The sequence below is a fragment of the Sphingomonas sp. PP-CC-1A-547 genome (assembly GCF_003610375.1).
Lineage (GTDB): Bacteria > Pseudomonadota > Alphaproteobacteria > Sphingomonadales > Sphingomonadaceae > Sphingomonas.
The window spans coordinates 98,161-123,388 of record NZ_RAPZ01000010.1; the positions used below are offsets into that span (position 1 = coordinate 98,161).

At 65.5% G+C, this 25,228-nt stretch carries 21 protein-coding genes; 11 read left to right on the forward strand and 10 right to left on the reverse strand.

Features of this window, described 5'->3' with window-relative positions; translation table 11 throughout:
• Positions 1-83: 83 nt before the first annotated feature.
• Positions 84-266 carry a hypothetical protein gene (locus C8J39_RS01150; protein WP_120298980.1) on the forward strand — a complete coding sequence of 61 codons (183 nt, stop codon included), beginning with the start codon at positions 84-86 and terminating at the stop codon, positions 264-266.
• Between the two features lie 70 nt (positions 267-336).
• Entirely contained in the window at positions 337-522 is a 186-nt protein-coding gene (locus tag C8J39_RS01155) for a hypothetical protein (RefSeq protein ID WP_120298981.1), read from the forward strand.
• An 18-nt stretch (positions 523-540) separates the two neighbouring features.
• Here C8J39_RS01155 and C8J39_RS01160 read toward each other — a convergent pair whose 3' ends face one another.
• The 3 genes from C8J39_RS01160 to thiS form a co-directional block, all read right to left on the reverse strand.
• Positions 541-1,203: an HAD-IA family hydrolase gene (locus tag C8J39_RS01160; protein ID WP_120298982.1), complete on the reverse strand. Its 663-nt coding sequence runs from the start codon at positions 1,201-1,203 to the stop codon at positions 541-543.
• Between the two features lie 262 nt (positions 1,204-1,465).
• Positions 1,466-1,648, reverse strand: a complete 183-nt coding sequence (locus C8J39_RS01165) for a CsbD family protein (protein WP_056050734.1) — start codon at positions 1,646-1,648, stop codon at positions 1,466-1,468.
• 123 nt (positions 1,649-1,771) lie between these two features.
• Positions 1,772-2,764 carry a sulfur carrier protein ThiS gene (gene thiS, locus C8J39_RS01170; protein ID WP_120298983.1) on the reverse strand — a complete coding sequence of 331 codons (993 nt, stop codon included), beginning with the start codon at positions 2,762-2,764 and terminating at the stop codon, positions 1,772-1,774.
• Positions 2,765-2,895: 131 nt separating this feature from the next.
• Between thiS and aroQ the strand changes: the two genes are divergently transcribed.
• From aroQ to C8J39_RS01205, 7 genes are all read left to right on the forward strand, one after another.
• Positions 2,896-3,330: a type II 3-dehydroquinate dehydratase gene (gene aroQ / locus C8J39_RS01175; RefSeq protein ID WP_056062978.1), complete on the forward strand. Its 435-nt coding sequence runs from the start codon at positions 2,896-2,898 to the stop codon at positions 3,328-3,330.
• Positions 3,331-3,344: 14 nt separating this feature from the next.
• Positions 3,345-3,830, forward strand: a complete 486-nt coding sequence (gene accB, locus C8J39_RS01180) for an acetyl-CoA carboxylase biotin carboxyl carrier protein (protein ID WP_120298984.1) — start codon at positions 3,345-3,347, stop codon at positions 3,828-3,830.
• Positions 3,830-5,182 (forward strand): acetyl-CoA carboxylase biotin carboxylase subunit, encoded by a 1,353-nt coding sequence (gene accC / locus C8J39_RS01185; RefSeq protein ID WP_120298985.1) that lies wholly within the window; start codon positions 3,830-3,832, stop codon positions 5,180-5,182. Before accB ends, accC begins: the two co-directional genes overlap by 1 nt.
• 131 nt (positions 5,183-5,313) lie before the next feature.
• Positions 5,314-5,649, forward strand: a complete 336-nt coding sequence (locus C8J39_RS01190) for an arsenate reductase family protein (RefSeq protein ID WP_120298986.1) — start codon at positions 5,314-5,316, stop codon at positions 5,647-5,649.
• A gap of 181 nt (positions 5,650-5,830) precedes the next feature.
• The gene (locus C8J39_RS01195) at positions 5,831-6,169 is read left to right on the forward strand and encodes a P-II family nitrogen regulator (RefSeq protein WP_055875939.1); all 339 of its coding nucleotides are present in this window, start codon (positions 5,831-5,833) and stop codon (positions 6,167-6,169) included.
• A gap of 144 nt (positions 6,170-6,313) precedes the next feature.
• Complete coding sequence (gene glnA, locus C8J39_RS01200) at positions 6,314-7,726, forward strand: type I glutamate--ammonia ligase (RefSeq protein WP_056062965.1); 1,413 nt, start codon at positions 6,314-6,316, stop codon at positions 7,724-7,726.
• A gap of 365 nt (positions 7,727-8,091) precedes the next feature.
• On the forward strand, positions 8,092-9,429 hold the full coding sequence (locus C8J39_RS01205) for an AarF/ABC1/UbiB kinase family protein (RefSeq protein ID WP_120298987.1): 1,338 nt from the start codon (positions 8,092-8,094) through the stop codon (positions 9,427-9,429).
• A gap of 3 nt (positions 9,430-9,432) precedes the next feature.
• On the opposite strand, the gene C8J39_RS01210 is transcribed toward C8J39_RS01205, so the two are convergent.
• Positions 9,433-10,455, reverse strand: coding sequence for a phytase (locus C8J39_RS01210; RefSeq protein WP_120298988.1), 1,023 nt, complete (start codon positions 10,453-10,455; stop codon positions 9,433-9,435).
• Positions 10,455-13,517: a TonB-dependent receptor gene (locus tag C8J39_RS01215; protein ID WP_120298989.1), complete on the reverse strand. Its 3,063-nt coding sequence runs from the start codon at positions 13,515-13,517 to the stop codon at positions 10,455-10,457. Before C8J39_RS01215 ends, C8J39_RS01210 begins: the two co-directional genes overlap by 1 nt.
• Before the next feature lie 263 nt (positions 13,518-13,780).
• Between C8J39_RS01215 and C8J39_RS01220 the strand changes: the two genes are divergently transcribed.
• Positions 13,781-16,300 carry a TonB-dependent receptor gene (locus tag C8J39_RS01220; RefSeq protein ID WP_120299652.1) on the forward strand — a complete coding sequence of 840 codons (2,520 nt, stop codon included), beginning with the start codon at positions 13,781-13,783 and terminating at the stop codon, positions 16,298-16,300.
• 63 nt (positions 16,301-16,363) lie between these two features.
• Here the strand turns inward: C8J39_RS01220 and C8J39_RS01225 are convergent, their stop codons facing one another.
• From C8J39_RS01225 to C8J39_RS01235, 3 genes are all read right to left on the reverse strand, one after another.
• Positions 16,364-17,704: an ATP-binding protein gene (locus C8J39_RS01225; protein ID WP_120298990.1), complete on the reverse strand. Its 1,341-nt coding sequence runs from the start codon at positions 17,702-17,704 to the stop codon at positions 16,364-16,366.
• On the reverse strand, positions 17,701-18,381 hold the full coding sequence (locus C8J39_RS01230) for a response regulator transcription factor (RefSeq protein WP_183037920.1): 681 nt from the start codon (positions 18,379-18,381) through the stop codon (positions 17,701-17,703). Before C8J39_RS01230 ends, C8J39_RS01225 begins: the two co-directional genes overlap by 4 nt.
• Before the next feature lie 350 nt (positions 18,382-18,731).
• Positions 18,732-19,706: a quinone oxidoreductase gene (locus tag C8J39_RS01235; protein WP_120298991.1), complete on the reverse strand. Its 975-nt coding sequence runs from the start codon at positions 19,704-19,706 to the stop codon at positions 18,732-18,734.
• Positions 19,707-19,812: 106 nt separating this feature from the next.
• Here C8J39_RS01235 and C8J39_RS01240 point away from each other — a divergent pair, with 106 nt between their 5' ends.
• The gene (locus C8J39_RS01240) at positions 19,813-21,273 is read left to right on the forward strand and encodes an aldehyde dehydrogenase family protein (RefSeq protein ID WP_120298992.1); all 1,461 of its coding nucleotides are present in this window, start codon (positions 19,813-19,815) and stop codon (positions 21,271-21,273) included.
• A 34-nt stretch (positions 21,274-21,307) separates the two neighbouring features.
• Here the strand turns inward: C8J39_RS01240 and metH are convergent, their stop codons facing one another.
• Positions 21,308-24,019: a methionine synthase gene (metH, locus tag C8J39_RS01245; RefSeq protein ID WP_120298993.1), complete on the reverse strand. Its 2,712-nt coding sequence runs from the start codon at positions 24,017-24,019 to the stop codon at positions 21,308-21,310.
• 143 nt (positions 24,020-24,162) lie between these two features.
• The gene (locus C8J39_RS01250) at positions 24,163-25,221 is read right to left on the reverse strand and encodes a homocysteine S-methyltransferase family protein (protein ID WP_120298994.1); all 1,059 of its coding nucleotides are present in this window, start codon (positions 25,219-25,221) and stop codon (positions 24,163-24,165) included.
• Between the last annotated feature and the right edge of the window lie 7 nt (positions 25,222-25,228).

A 25,228-nucleotide genomic window follows, 5' to 3' on the forward strand; every position in this document is an offset into this window, starting at 1 on the left:
GGTCGCTGGCTGACCATGGTCGGTCAGCATAACGGACCTATCCGTCCTCACTGACGTTTGTCCTGAAAGATCAGGAGAGCGCGATGACTAGTCCGCATGCCGAACCCCGCGACGTCTTCCATGAAGATGGCGAGGTCGTGATCGACGGGCCGGACGGGGCAGTCATCGCGATGACGCCCGAAGCGGCGTTGCGCACGGCGGGTCGGCTGGATGAGGCAGCGCTTGATGAACTTATCGCGCGGGCGCAGCGATCTGTCGCTGGCTGACCATGGTCGGTCAGCATAACGGACCTATCCGTCCTCACTGACGTTTGTCCTGAAAGATCAGGAGAGCGCGATGACTAGTCCGCATACCGAACCCCGCGACGTCTTCCATGAAGATGGCGAGGTCGTGATCGACGGGCCGGACGGGGCAGTCATCGCGATGACGCCCGAAGCGGCGTTGCGCACGGCGGGTCGGCTGGATGAGGCAGCGCTTGATGAACTTATCGCGCGGGCGCAGCGATCTGGTGATGCGGATTGAGCCGGTCGTTCGTGCCGGTCAGCGAGACGTAACAGCCAGTCGACCGTCTGAAGTGATCGTGGCGGTCACGTCCAGATAATCGTCTATCCGCGGATAACGCGTATCGAGCCGGTGGCTCGTTCCATGGGTCGCCGTGATCACCAGGACATCCGCACCCGCTGCCTCGCCGGCCGTGATGCCGGCAGGGGCATCTTCGAACACCAGGCAATCGCTCGCCGAGACGCCGAGTCGTTCGGCTGCGACCAGGAAACAGTCTGGTGCGGGCTTGCCGTTGGGGATGTCGTCGGCGGCAATCATCGTCGCGGGGATCGGCAGGCCGGCGGCCTTGAGGCGGACTTCCGCTAGCGCCCGAGGGGCAGACGTGACGATCGTCCAGCGCTCCGGGGGCAAGCTGGCTAGGAATGCGGCGGCACCGGCGATCGGCTCGACGTCTCCGACGTCGAGCATTTCGGCGGCGGTAATCGCGGCGGCCTCGGCGACCGGGTCGACGCCGGGGAGGTTGAGGCGCCGGACCGTCTCGACCGATTGCACGCCGTGGATCGTCGGCACGAACGTCGCGGCGTCGAGGCCGTGTGCGATCGCCCACTTCGTCCAGGTCCTCTCGGCGGATGCGATCGATGTGAGGATCGTGCCGTCCATGTCGAACAGGAATGCGGCGTAGCTGCGGGTCGGGAGAGTCATGCGGGTGCTCGTGAGGGAGGTTGGCGGGTTGGGCAAGGCGATTTGATTCGGCTCTCTGCACCACCCCGGCGAAGGCCGGGGCCCAACTGGCATGTCAGAGGTAACGACGCGCTGCCCTTAATGAGCATCGTTCCCCAATTGGGCCCCGGCCTTCGCCGGGGTGGAGGCAGTTCTGATAATGGCGGCAGCAAAAACCTATCACACAAAGAAAAGGCCGCCTCGGTTTCCCGAAGCGGCCTGTATTCCTGCATCAAGCTAAAGCTTAGATGTCGTCGCCGAGTGCGCCTTTGACGCTGCCCTTGACGTTCTGCGCAGTGCCCTTAGCCTGCTGCGCTTCGCCTTCGGCTACCAGCTTCTCGTTGTCGGTCGCCTTACCGACGGCTTCCTTGACGTTGCCTGCAACCTTGTTGCCTGCTGCTGCGACCTTGTCGGTGAACTCGCCCATCAGAGCCTCCACTTGCTTTGCGGGCCCGCCAACCGGGCCGCTTGAACTTGCTCTGGTATAACGGCCGTCTTTACCGAGGGTTCCGTGACGTTTGCGTCATGACCTGCTTTGCGATCAGGCGGGTCAAATCAACCCCGCCAGCGGGCTCGACGGATCGGCATAGCGGCGCTGGCCCATCCGCCCCGCGCGATACGCGAGCCGCCCCGATTCGACCGCCGCCTTCATCGCCGCCGCCATCATCAACGGGTCCTTCGCCTCGGCGATCGCGGTGTTCATCAGCACGCCGTCGCAGCCCAGCTCCATCGCCACCGCCGCATCCGACGCGGTGCCCACGCCGGCGTCGACCAGTACGGGCACCCCTGCCCCCTCGACGATCAGCCGGATCGTCACGCGGTTCTGGATGCCTAGCCCCGAACCGATCGGCGCGCCCAGCGGCATGATCGCGACCGCGCCGGCGTTCTCGAGGCGCTTGGTGGCGATCGGATCGTCGACGCAATAGACCATCGGCTTGAAGCCCTCGTTCGCCAGGATCTCGGTCGCGCGCAGTGTCTCGATCATGTCGGGATAGAGCGTCTTCGCCTCGCCGAGGACTTCGAGCTTCACCAACTCCCAGCCACCCGCCTCGCGCGCCAGTCGCAGCGTGCGAATCGCCGACTCGGCGTCGAAGCAGCCGGCGGTGTTGGGGAGGTAGGTGATCTTCTTCGGGTCGATGAAGTCGGTCAGCATCGGCGCGTTGCGATCTGACACGTTGACGCGGCGGACGGCGACCGTGACGATCTGCGCGCCAGACGCCTCGACCGCGGCGGCGTTCTGCGCGAAGTCCTTGTACTTGCCGGTGCCGACGATCAGCCGCGACTTGAAGGTCTGGCCGGCAACCGTCCAGCTGTCCTCATGGTCGCCACCACCGACGAAATGCACGATCTCGAGATCGTCGCCGTCCTCGACCATCACGTTGGCCAAGGTCGAGCGCGGCACGACTTCCATATTCCGCTCGACCGCGATCTTCTCGGGTACGAGGCCGAGTTCGGTCGCGAGTCCGGCCAGCGAGAGCCCGGCGGAGACGCGCTTGTGCTCGCCGTTGACGGTGATCGAGACGGTGCCATCGGAATGGGGCATGGTGCGTGATCCACTATATAGCGAAGGCGCGGCTCGACTTGTCGCGAGACGGGCCTGTAAGGAATGGCGTGACGCGCATATAGAGACCGCTCCGCAGCACCCGCAACCGACCCGTAACCGAAAGGCCGCCCTTGCCCGATACGATATTCGTCCTGAACGGCCCCAACCTCAACCTGCTGGGAACGCGCGAGCCGGAAATCTATGGCGACGAGACGCTCGACGACATCGCCGGGATGCTGGAGGACCGCGCCCGCGAGCTCGATCTGGAGATCGACATGCGCCAGTCGAATCACGAGGGGCACCTCGTCGACTGGATTCAGGAGGCGCAGGCGCGCGGTGCCAAGGCCGTGATCCTCAACGCGGGCGCATTCACGCACACCTCGGTTGCGGTGCACGACGCGATCAAGGGCGTGAAGACGCCGGTGATCGAAGTGCATCTTTCCAATCCCCACAAGCGTGAATCGTTCAGGCATGTGAGCCTGGTCGGTCAGGCGGCGAAGGGTACGATCGCGGGTTTCGGCGCGCTTTCGTATCTGCTCGCGCTTGAAGCCGTCGCACGGTTCTGACAGGAGGCCCCGCCATGAACGATACACCAGAAACAACAGGCGCCATGCAGGTCGATGTGACCCTGGTGCGCCAGCTCGCCGAACTGCTCGACACCACGCAGCTGACCGAGATCGAGGTCGAGGACGGCTCGCGCCGGATTCGCGTCGCGCGCAAGGCCGCCCAGGCTGCACCCGTCGCGCATTACGCGCCGCCCGCCCCGGCCCCCGTCTCGGCACCGCTGTCGATCCCGCAGGCCGAAGTCGGCGCGTCCGCCCCAGCGATCAGCGCGAGCGCGGTCAAATCCCCGATGGTCGGCACCGTCTATCTCGCCGCCAACCCCGAGGCGAAGCCGTTCTCGACCGTCGGCCAGAAGGTCGCGGCCGGCGACACGCTGCTGATCATCGAGGCGATGAAGGTGATGAACACGATCGTCGCGCCGTCGGCCGGCACCGTGACCGCGATCCTGGTCGAGAACGGCCAGCCGGTCGAGTTCGACCAGCCGCTGGTCGTGGTGGAATAATGCCGCAAATCAAGAAGCTGCTCATTGCGAATCGCGGCGAGATCGCGCTGCGGATTCACCGCGCCTGCCATGAGATGGGCATCAAGACGGTCGCGGTGCACTCGACCGCCGACGCCGACGCGATGCACGTGCGGCTCGCCGACGAGGCGATCTGCATCGGACCGCCGTCCGCCGCGGACAGCTATCTGAACATCCCGAACATCATCTCGGCCGCCGAAATCTCCGGCGCAGACGCGATTCATCCGGGCTACGGCTTCCTCAGCGAGAATGCGCAGTTTGCCGAGATCGTCGAACTGCACAACATCCTGTTCGTCGGGCCTAAGCCCGAGCACATCCGGACGATGGGCGACAAGGTCCAGGCCAAGCGCACCGCGGGCGCTCTCGGGCTGCCGCTCGTCCCCGGTTCGGACGGTGCGATCAGCGACATCGCCGAGGCGAAGCGCATCGCCGAGGACATCGGCTATCCGGTGATCATTAAGGCCGCTAGCGGCGGCGGCGGTCGCGGGATGAAGGTCGTCAACAACGCCGACGATCTCGAAACGCAGATGCAGCAGGCCGGCAGCGAGGCGAAGGCCGCGTTCGGCGACGCCACCGTCTACATGGAAAAATACCTCGGCAATCCGCGGCATATCGAATTCCAGATCTTTGGCGACGGCAACGGCAATGCGATCCATCTCGGTGAGCGCGATTGCTCGTTGCAGCGCCGCCACCAGAAGGTGCTTGAGGAAGCGCCCTCGCCGATCATCACCGCGGAAGAGCGCGAGCGGATGGGTGGGATCGTCGCCAAGGCGATGGCCGACATGGGCTATCGCGGCGCGGGGACGATCGAGTTCCTGTGGGAAGCGGGCGAATTCTACTTCATCGAGATGAACACCCGGCTCCAGGTCGAGCATCCGGTGACCGAGATGATCACCGGGCTGGACCTGGTTCGCGAGCAGATCCGGGTGGCCGAGGGTCATCCGCTGACGCTCCGCCAGGAAGACGTCCAGTTCCGCGGCCATGCCATCGAATGCCGCATCAACGCCGAGGACCCGCGCACGTTCGCGCCGTCGCCGGGGCTGGTGAAGGTGTATCACGCACCGGGCGGGATGCACGTGCGCGTCGATAGCGGGCTGTATGCCGGCTATCGCGTGCCGCCTTATTACGACTCGATGATCGCCAAGCTAATCGTTTACGGGACGACTCGGCAGGGCGCGCTGCGCCGGTTGCGGCGTGCGCTCGAGGAGATGGTGATCGAGGGCGTCACGACGACGATCCCGCTGCACCGTGCGCTGCTCGACGATCCTGAGTTCCAGGAAGGCGCGTACACGATCAAGTGGCTGGAAGAGTGGTTGGCCAAGCAGGGGGCGTAACTTCCCCACGGTACTAAGCTTGTTCTCCCGCGAAGGCTGGAGCCTAGACTGGGCTCCCGCCTTCGCGGGAGAACAAGAAGTGGGTAAGACCTCCGTCCAGGCCGGGGCTAGTTCGAGATGACGGAGCATTCGTGAAGGCGACGATCTACCACAACCCGCGTTGCTCCAAGTCCCGCGAGGCGCTCGCGCTGCTGCAAGAGGCAGGAGCGGACGTCACGATCGTCGAATACCTCAAGAACCCTCCATCCCGCGCGGAACTCGTCCGCCTGTACGACCGCGCGGGCATGACGCCGCGCCAGGGGCTTCGCATGGCCGAGGACGGCGCCAAGGCGGTCAAGCACGGCAACGCCGAGGCGATCCTCGATGCGATGATGATCGATCCGCTGTTGATCGAGCGCCCACTGGTCGAGACCGACAAGGGCGTCAGGCTCGGCCGCCCGATCGCGCGGCTGCACGAGATCCTGTGATCGGCTCGCCTGCCCTTACATTGCGCACGCACCGTCCAGGTGCCGCAATTTCGGGCAGTGAAATGAACGATATTCCGCGGTTGCCCGAGGGCGCCGCGGCTGGCACGCTTGGTGCAAGTCGCCCTTCAGGGCGGACGGCTCGCTCGCAAGGGCGAGGGTTTCAACAATCGGGGGCGTACCTGTGAAAAAGATCGAAGCCATCATCAAGCCGTTCAAGCTGGATGAGGTGAAGGAAGCGCTGCACGAGATCGGCGTGAGCGGCATCACCGTAACCGAGGCCAAGGGCTTCGGCCGGCAGAAGGGCCACACCGAACTGTATCGCGGCGCGGAATATGTCGTCGACTTCCTCCCGAAAGTGAAGCTCGAGGTCGTCGTCGAGGACGGCCTTGCTCAGCGCGTCGTCGAGGCGATCGCGGCCGCCGCGCAGACCGGCCGGATCGGCGACGGCAAGATCTTCGTCATCCCGGTAGAGAGCGCGCTTCGCATTCGCACCGGCGAGCGCGACGACGACGCAATATAGTTCTTACCCACGCATGAGGCGTTGACGACGAGTGACGACATCGTCATTTGACGCGACGCAACATTGTGTGGAAATCCCGTTCCATACCGCAATTAGATTCCCCGCATGACGCGGCGGAAATCTCAAAAACGAAGGGCAAGCATCATGGCGAATTCGGCCTCCGACGTTCTCAATATGATCAAGGACCAGGAGATCGAGTGGGTCGATCTGCGGTTCACCGATCCCAAGGGCAAGTGGCAGCATCTGACGATGGTCGCGAGCCTGATCGGCGAAGACGAGCTGACCGACGGCCTGATGTTCGACGGCTCGTCGATCGAGGGCTGGAAGGCGATCAACGAGAGCGACATGACGCTCAAGCCCGATCTCGACGCGGTCTATGTCGATCCGTTCTCGGCGACGCCGATGATGATCCTGATCTGCGACATCAGCGACCCGTCGACCGGCGAGCTCTACGCACGCGATCCGCGCTCGACCGCCAAGCGCGCCGAGGCGTATCTGCTGACCACCGGCGTCGGCGACACCGTGTATGTCGGCCCCGAAGCCGAATTCTTCATGTTCGACGACGTCCGCTTCGAGAACAGCTATTCGACCAGCTACTACAAGATCGACGACATCGAGCTGCCGGGCAATTCGGGTCGCGAATATGAGGGCGGCAACCTCGGCCACCGTCCGCGCGCCAAGGGTGGGTACTTCCCGGTCGCGCCGGTCGACAGCGCCGTCGACATCCGCGGCGAGATGGTTTCGACGATGATCGAGATGGGCCTGCCGTGCGACAAGCATCACCACGAAGTCGCCGCCGCACAGCATGAGCTGGGCCTGACGTTCGGCACGCTGACGCAGACCGCGGATCGCATGCAGATCTACAAGTATGTCGTCCACCAGGTCGCGCATGCGTACGGCAAGACGGCGACGTTCATGCCGAAGCCGATCAAGGAGGACAATGGTTCGGGGATGCACACGCATTTCTCGATCTGGGAAGGCAAGACGCCGCTTTTCGCCGGCAACGGCTATGCGGGCCTGAGCGACATGTGCCTGTATTTCATCGGCGGCATCATCAAGCACGCCAAGGCGGTCAACGCGTTCACCAACCCGTCGACCAACAGCTACAAGCGCCTCGTCCCCGGCTACGAAGCGCCGGTGCTGCTCGCTTACTCGGCGCGCAACCGCTCGGCATCGTGCCGCATTCCGTACGGCACCGGCCCCAAGGCGAAGCGCGTCGAAGTGCGCTTCCCCGACGCGCTGGCCAACCCGTATCTCGCTTACGCGGCGCTGATGATGGCGGGCATGGACGGCATCCTCAACAAGATCCATCCGGGCGAAGCGATGGACAAAAACCTGTACGACCTGCCGCCGGCGGAGCTCGCCCAGGTCCCGACCGTCGCGGGTTCGCTTCGCGAGGCGCTCGAATGCCTGCTGGCCGACCACGACTTCCTGCTGAAGGGCGACGTGTTCTCGAAGGACCAGATCGAGAGCTATGTCGAGATCAAGTACGCTGAGGTTGCGCGCTGGGAGATGACGCCTAGCCCGGTCGAGTATGACATGTACTACAGCGGCTGAGGCGCGACCACGCCCGCGCCGATCCGCGCAGCGGATATCCGCTGTCGGCCGGCGTCGTGTAGCGACGACCGACGGCGTGGCTTTGCCACGTCGCTGAATTGGAAGAGGGCGCGCGGAGCAATCCGGGCGCCCTTTTTCGTAAATTCTCCCCTTGCAGGGGAGGATCAAGTTTCGTGCGTCTGCGCCAAGCTTGTTTCCCCGCGAAGGCGGGGATCCAGTCTGGGCTCCCGCCTTCGCGGGAGAACAAGCTTTGCGGGAGAACAAGGGTAGCCTTGGTTAACTTGAGGGTGGGCTCAGATTGATCGACCGTGACCGCCACCCATATCCTTCCCGAGAGCTCTCCCGAAGAAACCCAAGGAACACCCGTGAGCGAAGACAGCGGCAACAGCGCCGGACGCGCGATCCCGAGTGGCCGCCTCGCCCGTCTCGGCGTCTTCGGCAAACTCGCGGGCGGTGTCGCCGGCGGAGTCGTGGCCGAAGGCGCCCGCCGTCTCGCCAACGGCGAACGCCCCAAGATCGGCGACCTTCTCCTCACCCCCGCCAACGCCACGCGCGTCGCCGACCAGCTCTCGCACCTTCGCGGTGCCGCGATGAAGCTGGGGCAGATGATCTCGATGGATGCGGGCGACATGCTCCCTCCCGAACTCGCCACCATCCTCGCGCGCCTGCGCAACAACGCGAACCACATGCCGCCGCAGCAACTCGACCGCGTGCTCGCCGCGGAATGGGGCAAGGACTGGCGCCGCCGCTTCGCACATTTCCAGGCGCACCCGGTCGCCGCCGCCTCGATCGGCCAGGTCCACCGCGCGCGCCTGCCCGACGGCACCGAACTGGCGATCAAGGTCCAGTATCCCGGCGTTAAGGAGAGCATCGACGCCGACGTCGACAACGTCGCGACACTGCTGCGGGTGTCCGGCATGCTCCCCAAGTCGCTCGACATCGCGCCGTTGCTCGCCGAGGCGAAGAAGCAGCTCCACGAGGAAGCCGATTACCTCCGCGAGGCGCAGATGCTGGTGCGCTACGGCGACCTGCTCGCCGATCAGTCGCAGTTCGTCGTGCCCGCGCTCTATTCGGAGCTGACCACGCCACGCGTTCTCGCGATGAGCTTCGTTACCGGCGTGCCCGTCGAGACGCTGGAGACCGCGCCGCAGGACATCCGCGACCGCGTGATGCACGACCTGATTTCGCTCGTGCTGCGCGAGTTGTTCGACTGGCGGCTGATGCAGACGGACCCCAACTTCGCCAACTACCGCTGGCAGCCCGAGACGGAAAAGCTCGTCTTGCTCGATTTTGGCGCTGCCCGCCCCCTCCCCGCCGAGACCGGAGAAGGCTATCGTCGCCTGCTTACCGCAGCCCTCGCCGGCGACCGTGACGCGGTGCGCGAAGCGGCCATTGCCGCCGGTTTCCTCGGCGAAGCGGCCGTTCTCCAGCACCGCGCACTCGTTGATCGGATGATCGACGTCATCCTCGCCGAGCTCGCCAAGCCCGGCCCATTCGACTTCGGCGACCGCGCGTTCGTCGGGGTCCTGCGCGAACAGGGTACCGAGATCGCGCGCGACCGCGATACCTGGCACCTGCCGCCGATCGACACGCTGTTCGTCCAGCGCAAGATCAGCGGCACCGCTTTGCTCGCTGCTCGCCTCAAGGCGCAGGTCGACATCCGCACGATGGTCGCCGCCTATTGCGACGGCGCGCCGTCGTGAGGATCAGCGCAGTTTGAGCGCGCGCTTCACGCCGGCCCAGCTGACGTATTTGAAGTTCTGCGTGGCCGGCGCATTGTCGCCGTCCTGAGCGACCAACAGGCCTTGGGGGTAGGCAGGGCCGAAGTTGCCGAGCATCAGTTCGATCCCGTCGGTATCGCTCGTACCGTCGATCGCGCCGCCGCCGATCCGGAAACGCCCGGCATAGGTGACGCTCGGCAGGCGGTAGAGCGTGTAGGCGTTGTCGCCTTGGCTCGACACGACGAGATAACCGCCGTTTCTACCCGACGGGGCGAGCGCTAGGCCCTCCGCGTCTGCGACCAGCGTCTTGCCGTCGACCTTGGCGATCGCGGTTGCAGTGACCGGCGCGGATGGGTCTGCGTCGAACCGCCAGAGGCCGACATCTTCCTCGGCGACGTAGAGCTGCCCGGTGCGATCGTCGACGACGCAGCCTTCGGACTGGGTGCCGAGCTTCATCGAGCGGACCGTCGTGACCTTGGGCGCTGCGCCGGAGAGGTCGATCGCGACCTGGTCGATGCGGCCGTCCTTCAACACGACGAAGCCGAACAGCGCGTGATCGCGCGCGCGGGTCCAGAGGCACATGCCGTAGGCCTCGCCCGGACCGACCGGGAAGCGGCCTAGCGGGACGAGCCTCGCCGCCGCCGTGTCGAGCGTGAACAGCGAGACATGTGCGGTGGCGATGTCGGCCCGGTCGCTGGCCGCGGCGATCACGCGCGTCCCCATATCGCGCAGGTCGACGTTGTTGAGCCGCGCGGCGGGGGTAAAGCTGAGGCGCTTGCCGGTCAGGCTGTAGACGTGGATGCCGGCCTTCTTGTCGGTGCCGATGACGAGACTCTTCGCCGGATCGCTCGCGTTGCGCCAGATCGCGGGATCGTCCGCGGCGTCGGCGGCGGTGTCGACCGGATCGGTCTCAGCGGTTGCCGCGACTGTCGGCGCCTCGACCGCCACCGGGACCGATGTCGTTGCACACCCCGCGAGCAGCAACGCAGCAAAGGGAAGCGCGCGCATCAGAACGTCACCCGCACGCCGCCGGTGTAGCGCCGGCCGAACGTCTCATGCTCGATCGTGTAGGCCGACGATCCGACATAGCGACGGCCCGGACCGTTCAGCAGGTTGGCGAAATCGCCGTAGATCTCGACATTGCCGTTGATCGCATAGCGGACGGACGCGTCGAGTTCGTTGTCCTTGGCCCAGTAGAAGTCACCGCCGTCGACGCCGCGGACCGTGCCGCCTACGTCCGCCACCGCACCGATCGCATCGAGCCACGCCGACCGGTTCTGGTAGGAGACGCGGGCCGAGAAACCGTATTTTTCGTAATAGGCGATCAGATTGTAGATCGCGTCCGATGCGCCGGGCAGGCGAACTTTCCGCGACGGGATCGCGCCGGTTGCCGGCGTATCGGCGCGGCTCTTGTTGATCGTCGCGTTGAGCTGGACGCCGAAGCCGCCCATCCAGTCGGGCAGGCCGAGATCGGCGGTGAAGGGGTCGAGCTGCTGCTGGATCGCGCCCTCGATCCCCATGATATAGCCTTTGCCGCCGTTGATGATGGTCGAGTAGACATAGCCCGACCGATCGACGCCAGCGGCGTTCAGGTTCGTCTGGCCGTAGGTCCGGGTCGAGTCGAACAGGACATCGGTGACGTCCTTGTAGTACGCGCCGATCGACAGGAAGCCGCGGGGCATCGTGTAATATTCGACGTAGAGATCGACGCCCTTGGCCTTTTCGGGCTTCGCGTCGGGGTTGCCGCCAGAGATGGTCGCATTCGCGTCGTTGATGCTCAGATTGGGGCGCAACTGATCGTAGTCCGGACGTGCGGCGCCGGTGTTGAACGACAGCCGCGCCTTCATCCGATCGTTGACGTCCCAGTTCACGTGCAGGCTTGGATAGACGAGCGTCTGGCTCGATTTCACGTCGATCAAGCCGAGCGACGAGAATGCACGGGCATCGTTGCGGATATGCTCGACGCGCGCGCCGCCAATGACGCTGCCCCAGTTGGTGGTGGTCGTCGCCATCGCATAGGCGGAATAGACCTTCTCGCCGACATCGTAGAAATTCGCGTCGGTGGACACGAACGGGCTGACCGCCTTGGCTTGCTCGACCAGCGCCAGGATCTTGTCCCGATCGAAATACTGGAAGGTGTAGCCGAGCGGGATCTCGCCCTGGAACCCGCCCGGCTTGGCGATGGCGGCGTACCCCGTCGGAATGCCCGCCGCGGCGAACTGGGTCGGCGTGCTCAGCTCGAGCAGATACTCGTTCGCGGTCTTGGTACGATCGTCGTAGCGGAGACCGGCCGCGAACACCGTCTGCGCGCCGAACACCGAGGCCTCGCGGCTGATGTCGAGCTTTGCGGTATAGGCCTCGGTAACGTCCTGCGCCTTCAGCGACCGCAAGCGGGCCAGCGTGCGCGGGAAGTCCTCGATCGAGGTTACCTGTGCGCCGCGCGAGAAGGTGCCGTCGGCGTTGCGGATCGTGCGGAACAGCTGAACCTTGGCGAGCTGCGGGTCGGTCAGGTCATAGCCGACGGTCAGGCGGTTGGCGGCGTTCGCGCCGTTGGTGCCGAACGACGGGCTGTCATAGTTCAGCTGTGCAGGCTGCGAGCGATCGTCGATCGAACGCGTGAAGTTACCACGCCATTTCACGTTCCAGGCGCCGAGTTCGTGATCGCCGCCGACCGTGTTGGTGAACACCGACTGCTTGTATTTGCGTACGGTGAAGTTCGAGTTGAGATCGATGCCGTAGACCGTGCCGAGCAGCGGCGTGTTGCCGGTGCACACGTCCGCGTAACCGGTCGTGCCGGTCGCGGGGCGCGCGTTGACGGTGCAGGCAGCGGTGCCGTTGGGCGTGCGCGACTGCTGATCGTCGAGATCGAAGATGTAGTTGTTGCGCTGTTCGTCGTCCTGGAACGCCGAGTAGATCGACTCCGCGAACAGCTTGTGGCCCGGCGCCGGGCGCCAGTCGAGCCGGGTCGACAGCGAGTAGTTCTTTCGCGTCAGCCGATACAGCTTGTTCTCGGTCTCGCGCGCCCAGTTGCGCGTCTCGAAGCCGGGGCGGCGATCGCGGTCGACCGCTTCGAAGTCGGTCTCGAAATTGTCTGTGACCATGCCGCGGCGATACAGGCTGGCGGACGAGACGATGCCGAACTCGCCGATACCGGTGTCGATCCGGTCGGAGATGACGAGCGAGCCCTCATATTCGGTCTTCTTGCCGAGTTCGACATGGCCCACGCCGCCCTTGGCCTGCACCTTCATGCCCGGATAGTCGAATGCCGAACGCGTGATGATGTCGACGTTGCCCGCGATCGTCTCGCCGGTCATGTCGGGGGTGACGGCCTTGCGCACGATGATCTGCGAGGCGATCGCCGAGGGAATGGAATCGAAGCGGGCGTCGCGGCCTTCGGGGCTGACGACGTTGATGCCGTCGATCGACAGCGTGGTCCAGTTGATCGGTGCGCCGCGCAGCGTGATGTAGCGCGCCTGGCCCTGGTCGCGCTGGACGCCGACGCCGGGGAGGCGGCTGACCGCCTGCGCGATGTTCTGGTCGGGGAGGCGACCGATCGAATCGGAGGCGATGACCGAAACGAGCGAAGGGCTGGTCCGCTGGATCTGGAGCGCAGCGGCTTCGGACTCCGCGATCGGGCGCGAACCGGAAACGACGATCTCGTCGCCCTCGCCCGGATTCGCGCCGACTTCGGTGGTCATCGCGACGTCGAGCGTCACGGCGGCATCGGCGACCGTCACGGTCCGGTGCGCGTCGGGGAAGCCGACATAGCGGATCACGAGTTCGTGCGTGCCGGCGGGGACGCCGACCAGCGAGAACCGTCCGGTGCGATCGACCACGGTCGACAGTTCGAGCGTCGGGATCGAGACCGATGCACCGTCGAGATAGTCGCCGCTGCCTGCCTGGGACACGGTACCGGTGATGCTCCCAAGCGCACGCGGCGCGCCGACCGGGGTCGCGGCGTCGGGACGCGCATAGGCGCTGGTGGCGGTCAGCGAAGTCAGCGCGCAGCCGGTGAGCAGCACATGCGCCAGGACGCGACCGCGGACGCGGGTAGACAGGTTCGATTTCATGGTATTCCCCCGGTGGTCCCGACTTCTTCAGCCGGCTTGGGAGGCGCGGTAGCGGCCGTGCATGGCACCGACGTTACTTTTGCATGACATTCACATGACAGCGACGTCATCTGAACTCGTCTCACGTACGCGCGAGGATAAACCCACATTAAACCAACGTTAAAATCGCCGGACACGCGATTCTTATATTCGTAACGGACGTGCCACGACCGCCGCCTATCGCGCCCTTCAAGGCAAAGACTGCCGAAAAAGGGAAACTCTCGATGTTGAATTCAGCAAGCCTGCGCTTGCGGCTGCTGGCCGGCGCCGCCCTGACGGTCGCGATCGCGGCGCCAGTGCTCGCAGCCCCCGCGCCGACCGCCGCCAAGGATACGGCGCCCGCTGCCACTGCCGCAGACCCCGTGATCGATCCGGCTCCCGCCACTGCGGAACCCGTCGACCAGACCGGTCTCGGCGAGATCGTCGTCACCGCGACCAAGCGCGAGACGAACCTGCAGAAGACGCCGATCGCGATCAACGTCCTGAGCAGCCAGGCGCTGACCGACCGCCACGTCCAGAGCCTGTATGATCTCGCCGACGGCGCAGTGCCGTCGTTGCGCGTCGCGACGTTCGAGGCGCGCCAGTCCGCGCTGACGATCGGTATCCGCGGCATCGTTCCGCTCGACGCCAACCAGCCCGCGCGCGAGCAGGGCGTCGGCGTCTACATCGACGGTGTCTATCTCGGTCGCCAGCACGGCCTGAACGCCGCGCTGTTCGACGTCGACCGGATCGAAGTGCTCAAGGGCCCGCAGGGCACACTGTTCGGTCGCAACACCGAAGGCGGCGCGCTCAGCATCGTCACCAAGGGCCCGAGCGGCAAATGGGGCGGCAGCGCGACCGGCGGGATCGCGAACTACGGCAGCTATAACGGTACGCTGCATGTCGACCTGCCCGAAACGTACGGCGTGTCGCTGAAGCTCGACGGCGTCATCCAGCACCAGGATGCGACCACCAAGAACCCGCTCGCGGACCAGACCGGCTTCAATTATTATCATCGCCGCGGCTTCAAGGCGACCGCACGCGTCCGCCCGATCTCGGGCATGACTGCCGATTTCAGCTACGATAACGGCTACGACTCGAACAGCCCGTTCTACAGCCAGTTGCTCAACGTGAACCCGAACGGGTGCAAGGCCGGTGCGCAATCCGCGTCCCCTGCTTGCGCGCTGCCGGGCACCAACTACACTTCGCTGACCGGCAGCGTGAAGCCGCTGCCCAGCCAGGTCGTCGTCAATGGCGACAGCCGGATGAAGGTCGCCGACATCGGCGTCCCGCAGCAGCCGAGCATCGACAAGACGCACGGCTTCACCTCGAACATCCGCTGGGACGTCGCGCCTGAGATCGAACTCCGCTCGATCACCGCGTGGCGCGGCGTGAACGCGACCCAGTATGACAACAGCGGCGGCTATCACCGCGTCCCCGTCGTTGCCGCCGGTTGCGTCGGCAGTGCGTGCAACTTCAGCCGCTACAGCCTTGCCGACCTCCACCAGAACCAGTTCAGCCAGGAATTCCAGGCAGTCGGTACGGTCGGCCAGTTCGACTACGTCGCCGGGCTGTATTACTTCAACGAGCACATCAGCGACGACGCGGCGACGCCGAACTCGCTGGCGTTCAATTCGGCGCTGACGACGATCTCGGTGCTCGATCCCTGCACCGGGTCGGGCGGGTTCGGCTCGCTCGTGGGCTGTCGCTCGATCGATCGTGCGTCCGAAGTGCATTCGAAGAGCTATGCCGGCTACGGCCAGGTCACCTGGAACGCGACCGACCGCGTTCACCTGACCGCCGGTGGCCGCTACACGCGCGACGAGAAGCAGGGCGTGCTGCATTTCTCGCGTAACCTGAACTACGACACGGCGACCCAGGCCCAGTTGACCGCGGCCGGCTATGCGCCGCTCGACGCCACCTGGAACCGCTTCAATCCGATGGCGACGCTCGCCTATGACGCCAGTGACTCGGTCCACGTCTATGCCAAGTACGCGACCGGCTACCGCGCCGGCGGTGCCAGCTCGCGGACGTCCAACTACCAGACGTTCAACCCCGAGGACGTGAAGTCGTACGAGATCGGCGCGAAGACCGATTTCTGGAACCACCGTGCGCGCCTGAACCTTGCCGGCTACATCATGGATCGCAAGAACAGCCAGGTCGACATCAGCTCGATCCAGACGACCGCGTCGGGCAGCTTCAACAACCTGGTGACGATCAATGCGCCCGGCATCACCAAGATCCGTGGGATCGAGGCCGACCTGACCGTGCAGCCGGTCGACGGCCTGACGCTGACCGCGGGCTATGCCTATACCTACACGAAGATCCCGCCCGTGCTGATCGCGTCGACCGGCGTGTACCAGAACTTCTACATCGTGTTCACGCCGCGCAATGCCGCCAACGGATCGGTCGACTACACGATGCCGGTCGGCGACATGGACCTGAAGTTCCACCTCGACGGCAACTACTCGCAGGCCACACAGACCTTCGACCAGTTCGCGACCAAGAACGACCCCGCGTTCATCGCCAACGCCCGCCTCGCATTGGCGAACATTCACGTCGGCGGCAGCAACGCGGTGACGATCTCGGCCTGGGTCCGCAACCTGTTCGACAAGCAGTACGTGTTCCGCCGCGACCCGTCGAACAGCCTGCCGGGCGCTCCGACGACCAACCTCACGTCGGGCAGCGTCAACAACGTGCTGGGCGACTACGGCAATTTCAACGCGCCGCGCACCTACGGCATGGAAGCTTCGGTCAAGTTCTGATTGCGGTGACCGTGTAGAAAGACGAACCCGGACCGGTGCCAAGCCTGTCCGGGTTTCGTCGTTTCAGCCCTTGGGTAGGGCGATGACGACGCGCAGTCCGGGCGCCGCGTCTTCGAGCAGGATGGTGCCGCGGTGAAGCCGGACTATCGCCTGGATCAGCGGCAGTCCGAGGCCGTGACCTTCGTCGTGGCGGCTGGCGTCGAGCCGCCCGAACCGCCGCAACGCCAGCTTGCGCTGATCCTCCGGAATGCCGGGGCCGGTATCGGTCACCGTGAGCGTGGCAGTCTTGCCGGTGGTCGTGACGCCGATCTCGATGCGGGTACCGGGTGGGGTGTGGCGGAGCCCGTTCTCGATAAGGTTCACGAGCATCTGGCCGAGCAGTTGGCGATCGCCGACGATCTCCGCCACGGGCGATGTTTCCAGCGTCAGCGTGCGGTCGACATCGACGACTACCGGCTGCATCATCGTCGCGATATCGTCGGCCAACGCCGCCAGATCGAGCGTCGCGAACGCCGCGCGCCGATCGCCGCCTTCGATCTCGGCGATCCGCAGCATCGCCGCGAACATCTCGAGCAGTTCGTCGCTCATCGCGATCGCGGTTTCGAGATCGTCGCGTTGGCCGTCCGTCTGGGCCCGACGCAACGCCAGCGCCAACTGGCTGCGCAAGCGTGCCAAGGGCGTGCGAAGATCGTGCGCGATATCGTTGGAGACGTTGCTGATGCCGACCATCAGCTCTGAGATACGGTCGAGCATGCGGTTGAAGGCCATCGCCTGATGCGCGAACTCGCCGCCCGATCGATCGACCGGTACGCGCCGCGACATGTCACCATCGATGATCGCGTCGACCGTCCGCCGGGTCTCGCCGATCCGCCGCCCGATCGTGATGACGAAGAACAACAGGCCACCGATGACGACCAGCAGGATCGATCCGAAACCAATGAGGTAGATCCGGACACGTGCCGCATTATAGTCGTCGAACGGTTCGGTCTCGGCGATCGTCACCAGCGTCATGCCGTGCCCGACGTCGCGGACCAGCGCACGCCCGGCGGACAGTCCCGCGATCTGGTCCTTCAGCGCGACCGTCGAGAACCCCGTCGGCAGGCGACGCGGCAAGGCGATGTTGCCGCCGAGCCTGCGACCGGTCGCATCCAGCAGCAGGAAGCCGATATCGCCGGTATCACGCTCTCGGGTCGCGGCGTTGATCCGCCGGACGAGTTCTTCGGGGCTGCGGTCGCCGGAGATGCCGGCGGCGGCATCGCTCACGACCAGGATACGGCGATCGACCAGTCGCTCGATCGTGCGCTGCGTCGCGGTGTAGATCGCGAACCCGGTGCCGAGCGTCGCGACGAGGAACGCGATCAGGAACGCCAGCGTCAATGCGCGCAGCGATCGCAGGCGGGTCATCCGCGCAGCATGTATCCGACGCCGCGCACCGTGCGGATGGGATCGTCGCCGCCCGCCGCGGTCAGTTTCACGCGCAAGTGGCGGACATAGACGTCGACGATGTTGGTGGTCGGTGCGAAGTCGTACCCCCAGACCCGCTCGACCAGCATCGCCCGCGTCAGCACCGCGTCGGCATTGGCGACGAACTCGGCCAGCAGCTTGAACTCGAGCTTGCCGAGATCGAGCGCGACGCCGTCGCGCCACGCGCGAAACTTGGTAGGGCTGACGACGATATCGCCGGCGTGGATCGTGTCGCCCGCGCTACCGGTCCAGCCGCGCCCGCGCATCAGCGCGAGCAACCGTGCGTTCAGTTCGACCGCCGCGGTCGGCTTGACCACATAGTCGTCGGCGCCGGCTTCCAGCCCCTCCACCTTTTCAACCGAGCGGCCGAGCGCGCTGAGCATGATGACCGGCATCGTGATGTTCGCGCTCCGCAGCCGCTCCAGCACGGAGATGCCGTCGATCTTCGGGAGCATCCGGTCGAGGATCACCGCGTCGAACGCCTGGCTGTCTACCGCTGCGAGTGCGTCGCGGCCATCGGGTGCGACGGTCACGCCGTGTTCGAACCCGCGCAGTTCCTCGGCCATCGCCTGCGCGAACACGGCATCGTCCTCGACCAGCAGAATGTTCAGGCTCATCACAGTCTCACTCGGGCAAGCACCTGTCCTATCGTGGATCGTCGCGCGTACAAGCGTCATGCGGGCTCAGCCGGAGGTTACAAACGCCGTCCGTCGCTTAGCGGAAGCGTCGTATTGATTCACGCGAAGGCGCGAAGGCGCAAAGAGATGAGAAGAATGGGTTCACGCGGAGACGCGAAGACGCGGAGAGTTCTCCGGGACCGACGGTCCCCTTCATCATCGCCGAAAGATGATGAACGAGACGCCCGTACCGCCCGCAACACCTCCGCGTCTCCGCGTCTCCGCGCGAACAAATCTTCTTTGCGCCTTCGCGCCTTCGCGTGAACACGCCTTTCGCTACCCGCCCTGAGTTACGGCAGCAGGATCGTGCTCCCCGAAGTCTCACCCGCCTCGATCGCGCGATGGGCGGCGGCAGCCTCTTCGAGCGGAAAGGTCCGGCCGATCTCCGGCGTGATCGCGCCGCTGTCGAGCATGGCGAACAAGCGAGCGATGCCGGCCTGCCTTTCCTCCGACGTGACGTAATAATCGAACAGCGTCGGCCGCGTTACGAAAAGCGAGCCTTTCCGCGCGAGGACGCCGATATTGACGCCGTCGACCACGCCGCCCGCATTGCCGTAGCTGACGATCAACCCGCGCTTAGCCGCGCTGTCGAGCGACGCGTCCCACGTCGCACGCCCGACACCGTCGAGAACAACCGGAACGCCCTTCCCGTTGGTGATCTCGCGGACCCGCGCGGCGATGTCCTCGGACTTGTGGAGGACGACGTGGTCGGCGCCGGCTTTCCGCGTGCGTGCCGCCTTGTCCTCGCTGCCGACGCTGGCGATGACGGTCGCGCCGATCGCCTTCAGCCAGCCGACGAGGATGTGCCCGACTCCGCCCGCCGCCGCGTGGACGAGGACGGTCTGGCCCGCCTGCACCTTGGCGCAGCGCTCGACCAGGAACTCGGCAGTGCAGCCCTTGAGCAGGATCGCCGCAGCGGTCTGGTCGTCGAGCGTGTCGGGGAGCTTGAACAGCTGGTTCGCGGGCACGTTGCGCTCGGTCGCATAGGCGCCGCGCGACGGGCCGAAGGTACCGACTCGGTCACCGGGCGCGAAATCGGTCACGCCCTCGCCGACCGCCATCACCACGCCCGCAGCTTCGCTACCGAGACCCGAGGGCAGGTCGACCGGGTACACGCCGCTGCGGTGGTAGGTGTCGATATAGTTCAGCCCGACCGCGGTGTTGCGCATCCACACCTCGCCCTTGCCCGGCGGGGGCAGCTCGACGTCGTGCCACTGGATGACCTCCGGGCCGCCGGTCTTCTCGATGAATGCCACTCTAGCCATGCCGGCCTCCTGATGAATTTCCCGATCAACCTACGGCATGCGTTTCGGGTTGCAACCGATCTCCGGCGAGCCCATTCCTTGGCAAGACAAGATGCGGAGAGGCACGATGAAAAGCTATTTGAAGCAGTATATTGAAGGCACTTGGGTCGATAGCGAGGGCGGCACCATCTATCAGGTGATCGACCCGTCGACCGAGCAGCCCTGCACCGAGATCACGCTCGGCACCGCCGCCGATGTCGACAAGGCCGTGGCCGCAGCGCGCACCGCGTTCGAAAGCTGGAGCCAGACGAGCGTGCAGGAGCGGCTCGACGTGCTCGGCCGGATCATGACCGAATACAAGGCGCGGATGCCCGATCTCGCCAAGGCGATGTCGCAGGAGATGGGCGCACCGATGGCGCTCGCGTCGATGGCGCAGGCGCCCACCGGGCTCGCGCATTTCTCGGCGACCGCGAAGGCGCTCGCGGCGTTTGAATTCTCCGAAACGATTGGCAAGGCGACCGTCGTGCACGAACCGCTCGGCGTCGTGGCGATGATCACGCCGTGGAACTGGCCGCTAAACCAAATCTGCGCGAAGGTCGCCCCTGCCCTCGCGGCGGGCGACACTATGATCCTGAAACCGTCCGAGGAAGCGCCCTCGTGCGCGGTCATCCTTGCGGAGATCATGCACGCGGCGGGCGTTCCGGCGGGTGTGTTCAACCTTATCAACGGTGACGGTCCGGGTGTCGGTGCGGCGCTGTGCGCGCACAAGGACGTCGACATGGTGAGCTTTACCGGCTCGACGCGCGCCGGCATTGCGGTTGCGCTGGCTGCCGCGCCGACGGTGAAGCGCGTGCATCAGGAGCTTGGCGGCAAGGCAGCGAATCTCGTGCTGGAAGGCTCCGATCTAGCTGCGGTCCTGCCGCCAACGGTCGCGGGCGTGCTCGCCAATTCAGGCCAGAGCTGCATCGCGCCGACCCGACTGCTGGTGCATGCGAGCCAGGTCGCCGAGGCGACGGCGATCGTTAAGTCGATGATGGAGCAGACCAAGGTCGGCGATCCTGCCGAGATGGGCCAGCACATCGGCCCGGTCGTCAACAAGGCGCAGTTCGACAAGATCCAGGGCCTGATCCAGTCGGCGATCGACGACGGCGCGACGCTGGTGACCGGCGGTGTTGGACGGCCGGACGGGCGCAACGCGGGCTATTACATCCAGCCCACGCTGTTCACCGACGTGCGTCCGGACATGCGGATCGCGCAGGAGGAAACGTTCGGCCCCGTCGCGACGATCACGTCGTACGCCGATCAGGATGAGGGCATCCGCATCGCCAACGCGACCGAATACGGGCTGTCGGCGACGATCTCGGGTGACCCGGCGGCGGCGGCGAAGGTCGCACCGAAGTTGCGCGCGGGGCTGGTGACGATCAACTCGTGGAGCCCGGACATCGGCGCACCGTTCGGGGGGTACAAGCAGTCGGGGAATGGCCGCGAGAACGGGCGCTATGGGTTGACCGACTTCATGGAGGTGAAGACGATCACCGGCCTCCCCGGCGACACGCGTCAAGGCAAACCAGCCGAAGCGGGGGCGTAACCCCCGTCCCTCCCTCTCCCGATGGGAGAGGGAGTTAGTCGAGGTTGGGGCGAAGCCAGCGTTCGGCGGTCTTCAGGTCCGCGCCACGGCGGGCGGCGTAATCCTCGAGCTGGTCGCGGCCGACGCGGGCGACGCCGAAATACTCCGCCTGCGGGTGGCCGAAATAGAAGCCCGATACCGCGGCGGTCGGGAACATCGCGAAGCTTTCGGTCAGTTCGAGGCCGGTCGCGGTCTCGGCGTCGAGGAGGTCGAACAGGATCGGCTTGAGGCTGTGGTCCGGGCACGCGGGGTAACCCGGCGCCGGACGAATGCCGCGATATTGCTCCTTGATCATCGCTTCGTTGGTGAGCTGTTCGTCGGGTGCGTAGCCCCACAGGTCGGTGCGGACGTGCTTGTGGAGGCGTTCGGCGAAGGCTTCGGCGAAGCGGTCGGCGAGCGCTTTCAGCAGGATGTCGTTATAGTCGTCGTTGTCCGCCTTGAAGCGGGCGATGTGGTCGTCGATCCCGTGGATGCCGACTGCGAAGCCGCCGAACCAGTCGTCCTGGGTGTCGACGAAATCGGCGAGACACATGTTGGCGCGGCCTTCGCGCTTGGCGATCTGCTGGCGAAGCATGGGGAGCCGCACCTCTTCCTGCTCCCTCTCCCCTGCGGGGAGAGGGCCGGGGTGAGGGGCTGTTCCGGGCGTCGCACTGCTTGGCTGCCCCTCACCCCAGCCCTCTCCCCGGAGGGGAGAGGGAGCAGTGACCACCACATCATCGCCCTCGCGGCGCGCTGGCCATAGGCCCGCGACACCGCGCGGGGTCAGCCATTTCTCCGCGACGATCGTGTCGAGCATCGCCTGCGCATCCGCATACAGCGAACTCGCGCTCTCGCCGACCACTTCATCCGTGAGGATCGCCGGGAAATTCCCTGCCAGCTCCCATGCGCGAAAGAACGGCGTCCAGTCGATATAGTCGCGCAGATCCGACAGATCCCAGTCCGCGAACACATGCACGCCAGGCTTCACCGGCGCAGGCGGTTTCAGCGCGAAGTCCGCCACGAACCCGCGCTCCCGCGCCGTCGCCAGTGGCAGCAACTCGCTCTGCCCCTTGTTCGCGCGCGAGATCCGCACCGCCTCATACTCGTTGGCAGTCTTGGTCACGAACTCGTCCCGGATCGTGTCCGACACCAACGTAGACGCGACACCCACGGCACGGCTCGCATCGAGCACATGCACCACCGGGCCATCATAGGCTGGCGCGATCCTGAGCGCGGTGTGCACCTTCGACGTCGTCGCGCCGCCGATCAACAGCGGCATCGTCATCCCCGCCCGCTTCATCTCCTCCGCGACAGTGACCATCTCGTCGAGCGACGGCGTAATCAGCCCTGAGAGCCCGATCATGTCCGCGTCATTCTCGTTCGCGGATTCGAGGATCTTCGACCAAGGCACCATCACGCCGAGATCGACCACGTCGAAGCCGTTGCACTGCAGCACCACGCCGACGATGTTCTTGCCGATATCGTGCACGTCGCCCTTGACGGTCGCCATGATGATCTTGCCCTTGCCGCGCGCGCCGGGCTCCTTCGCCGCCTCAATATACGGCAGCAGATGCGCGACCGCCTTCTTCATCACGCGCGCCGACTTCACGACCTGCGGCAGGAACATCTTGCCCGACCCGAACAGGTCGCCGACCACGTTCATGCCGTCCATCAGCGGCCCTTCGATGACCTCGATCGGGCGACCGCCGGCATCGGCGATGATCTGGCGCGCTTCCTCGGTATCCTCGACGACGTGCAGGTCGATGCCCTTGACCAGCGCATATTCGAGCCGCTTGTTGACCCCCAGCGAACGCCATTCCGCCGCCGCCTTCTCGGCGACCACGTCGGTGCCGCGATAGCGCTCGGCGAGCGCGACCAGCCGGTCGCCAGCCTCGGGATCGGTGTTGAGCACGACGTCCTCGACCGCCTTGCGCAGTTCGGGATCGATGTCGTCATAGATGTCGAGCTGGCCGGCGTTGACGATCGCCATGTCCATGCCCGCTGGGATCGCATAGTACAGGAACACGCTGTGCATCGCGCGGCGCACCGGCTCGTTGCCGCGGAACGAGAAGCTGAAGTTTGAGAGCCCGCCCGAGATGTGGACGTGCGGGCAGCGTGCCTTGATCTCCTTGCACGCCTCGATGAAGTCGACGCCGTAGTTGTTATGCTCCTCGATCCCCGTCGCGACCGCGAACACGTTGGGATCGAAGATGATGTCCTCAGGGGGAAAGCCGATCCCGACGAGCAGCTTGTACGCGCGCTCGCAGATCTCGACCTTGCGGTCCTTGGTATCCGCCTGCCCGACCTCGTCGAACGCCATGACGACCACCGCCGCGCCGTACGCCATGCACTTGCGCGCCTGGGCGAGGAACTGTTCCTCGCCCTCCTTCATGCTGATCGAGTTGACGATCGGCTTGCCGCTGACGCACTTCAGCCCGGCCTCGATCACGCTCCATTTCGAGCTGTCGACCATGAACGGGATACGCGCGATGTCGGGCTCGGCGGCGATCAGTTTCAGGAACGTCGTCATCGCGTGGTGCGCGTCGAGCAGCCCCTCGTCCATGTTGACGTCGAGCACCTGTGCGCCGCTCTCGACCTGCTGGCGCGCGACCTCGACCGCGGCGGGGTAATCGCCCGCCATGATCAGCTTCTTGAAGCGCGCCGATCCGGTGACGTTGGTGCGCTCGCCGATGTTGACGAAGGAGGTGGAGGAGGAGGTCGTGGTCATCGGTTTTCCAATTCCTCCCCGGTACGGGGAGGGGAACCGCTCGCGGAGCGGTGGAGGGGGCTCTCCACGAACGTTACGCCTGGTGGAGAGCCCCCTCCACCACGCCTTTCAGGCGCGGTCCCCCTCCCCGTGCCGGGGAGGATTTACGCAGCCATCGTGAACGGCTCTAGCCCGGCAAGCTTCGTCCGCACCTCCGGCCGCGCCACGACCCGCGGCTCAAGCCCGCGCACGCCATCCGCCATCGCCTTGATATGCGCCGGCGTCGACCCGCAGCAGCCGCCGAGCACGTTGACCTGCTTGGCCACCGCCCACTCGCCGACCAGCCCTGCCGTCGTCGCCGGCTGCTCGTCATACTCGCCGAGTTCGTTGGGAAGCCCCGCGTTCGGATACACCATGATCAGCGTATCCGCGATCGCGCTCAACGTCTTCACATGCGGCCGCAACTGCTCCGCGCCGAACGAGCAGTTCAGCCCGATCGTGATCGGCTTGGCGTGCCGGACCGCATGCCAGAACGCCTCGACCGTATGCCCCGACAGGTTGCGCCCCGAAAGATCGGTCAGCGTCATCGACATCATGATCGGCACGTCGCGCCCGAGCGCGTCGCCCGCCTCGATCGCCGCCATGATGCCCGCCTTGGCGTTGAGCGTATCGAACACCGTCTCGATCAGGATGAAGTCGACGCCGACCCCCTCGCCGCCCTCCAGCAATGCGTCGATCTGCTCGCGGTACACGCCTTTCAGATAATCGAAGTCGATCTCGCGGAAGCCGGGATCGTTGACGTCGGGCGACAGCGAGAGCGTCTTGTTGGTCGGCCCGATCGCGCCGGCGACGAAGCGGGGACGGCCGTCCTTCGCTTCGTATTCGGTCGCGAGCGCACGCGCGATCCGCGCGGACTCTACGTTGATCTCGCGCACCAGATGCTCGGCGCCGTAATCGGCCTGCGAGATGATGTTCGCGCTGAACGTGTTGGTCGAGACGATGTCCGACCCGGCCTCCAGATATTCGCGCGTGATCGTTTCGGGGACGTCCGGTTTGGTGATCGCCAGGATGTCGTTGTTGCCCTTCTGGTCGTGCGACAAGCCGAGCGACCCCGCATAGGCCGCCTCGTCGAGCTTCCAGTTCTGGATCTCGGTCCCGAACGCGCCGTCGGTGATCAGGATGCGCTTGGCGGCTTCCGCGTTGAATCGTTCACGTGGTGTCATCGTCGAT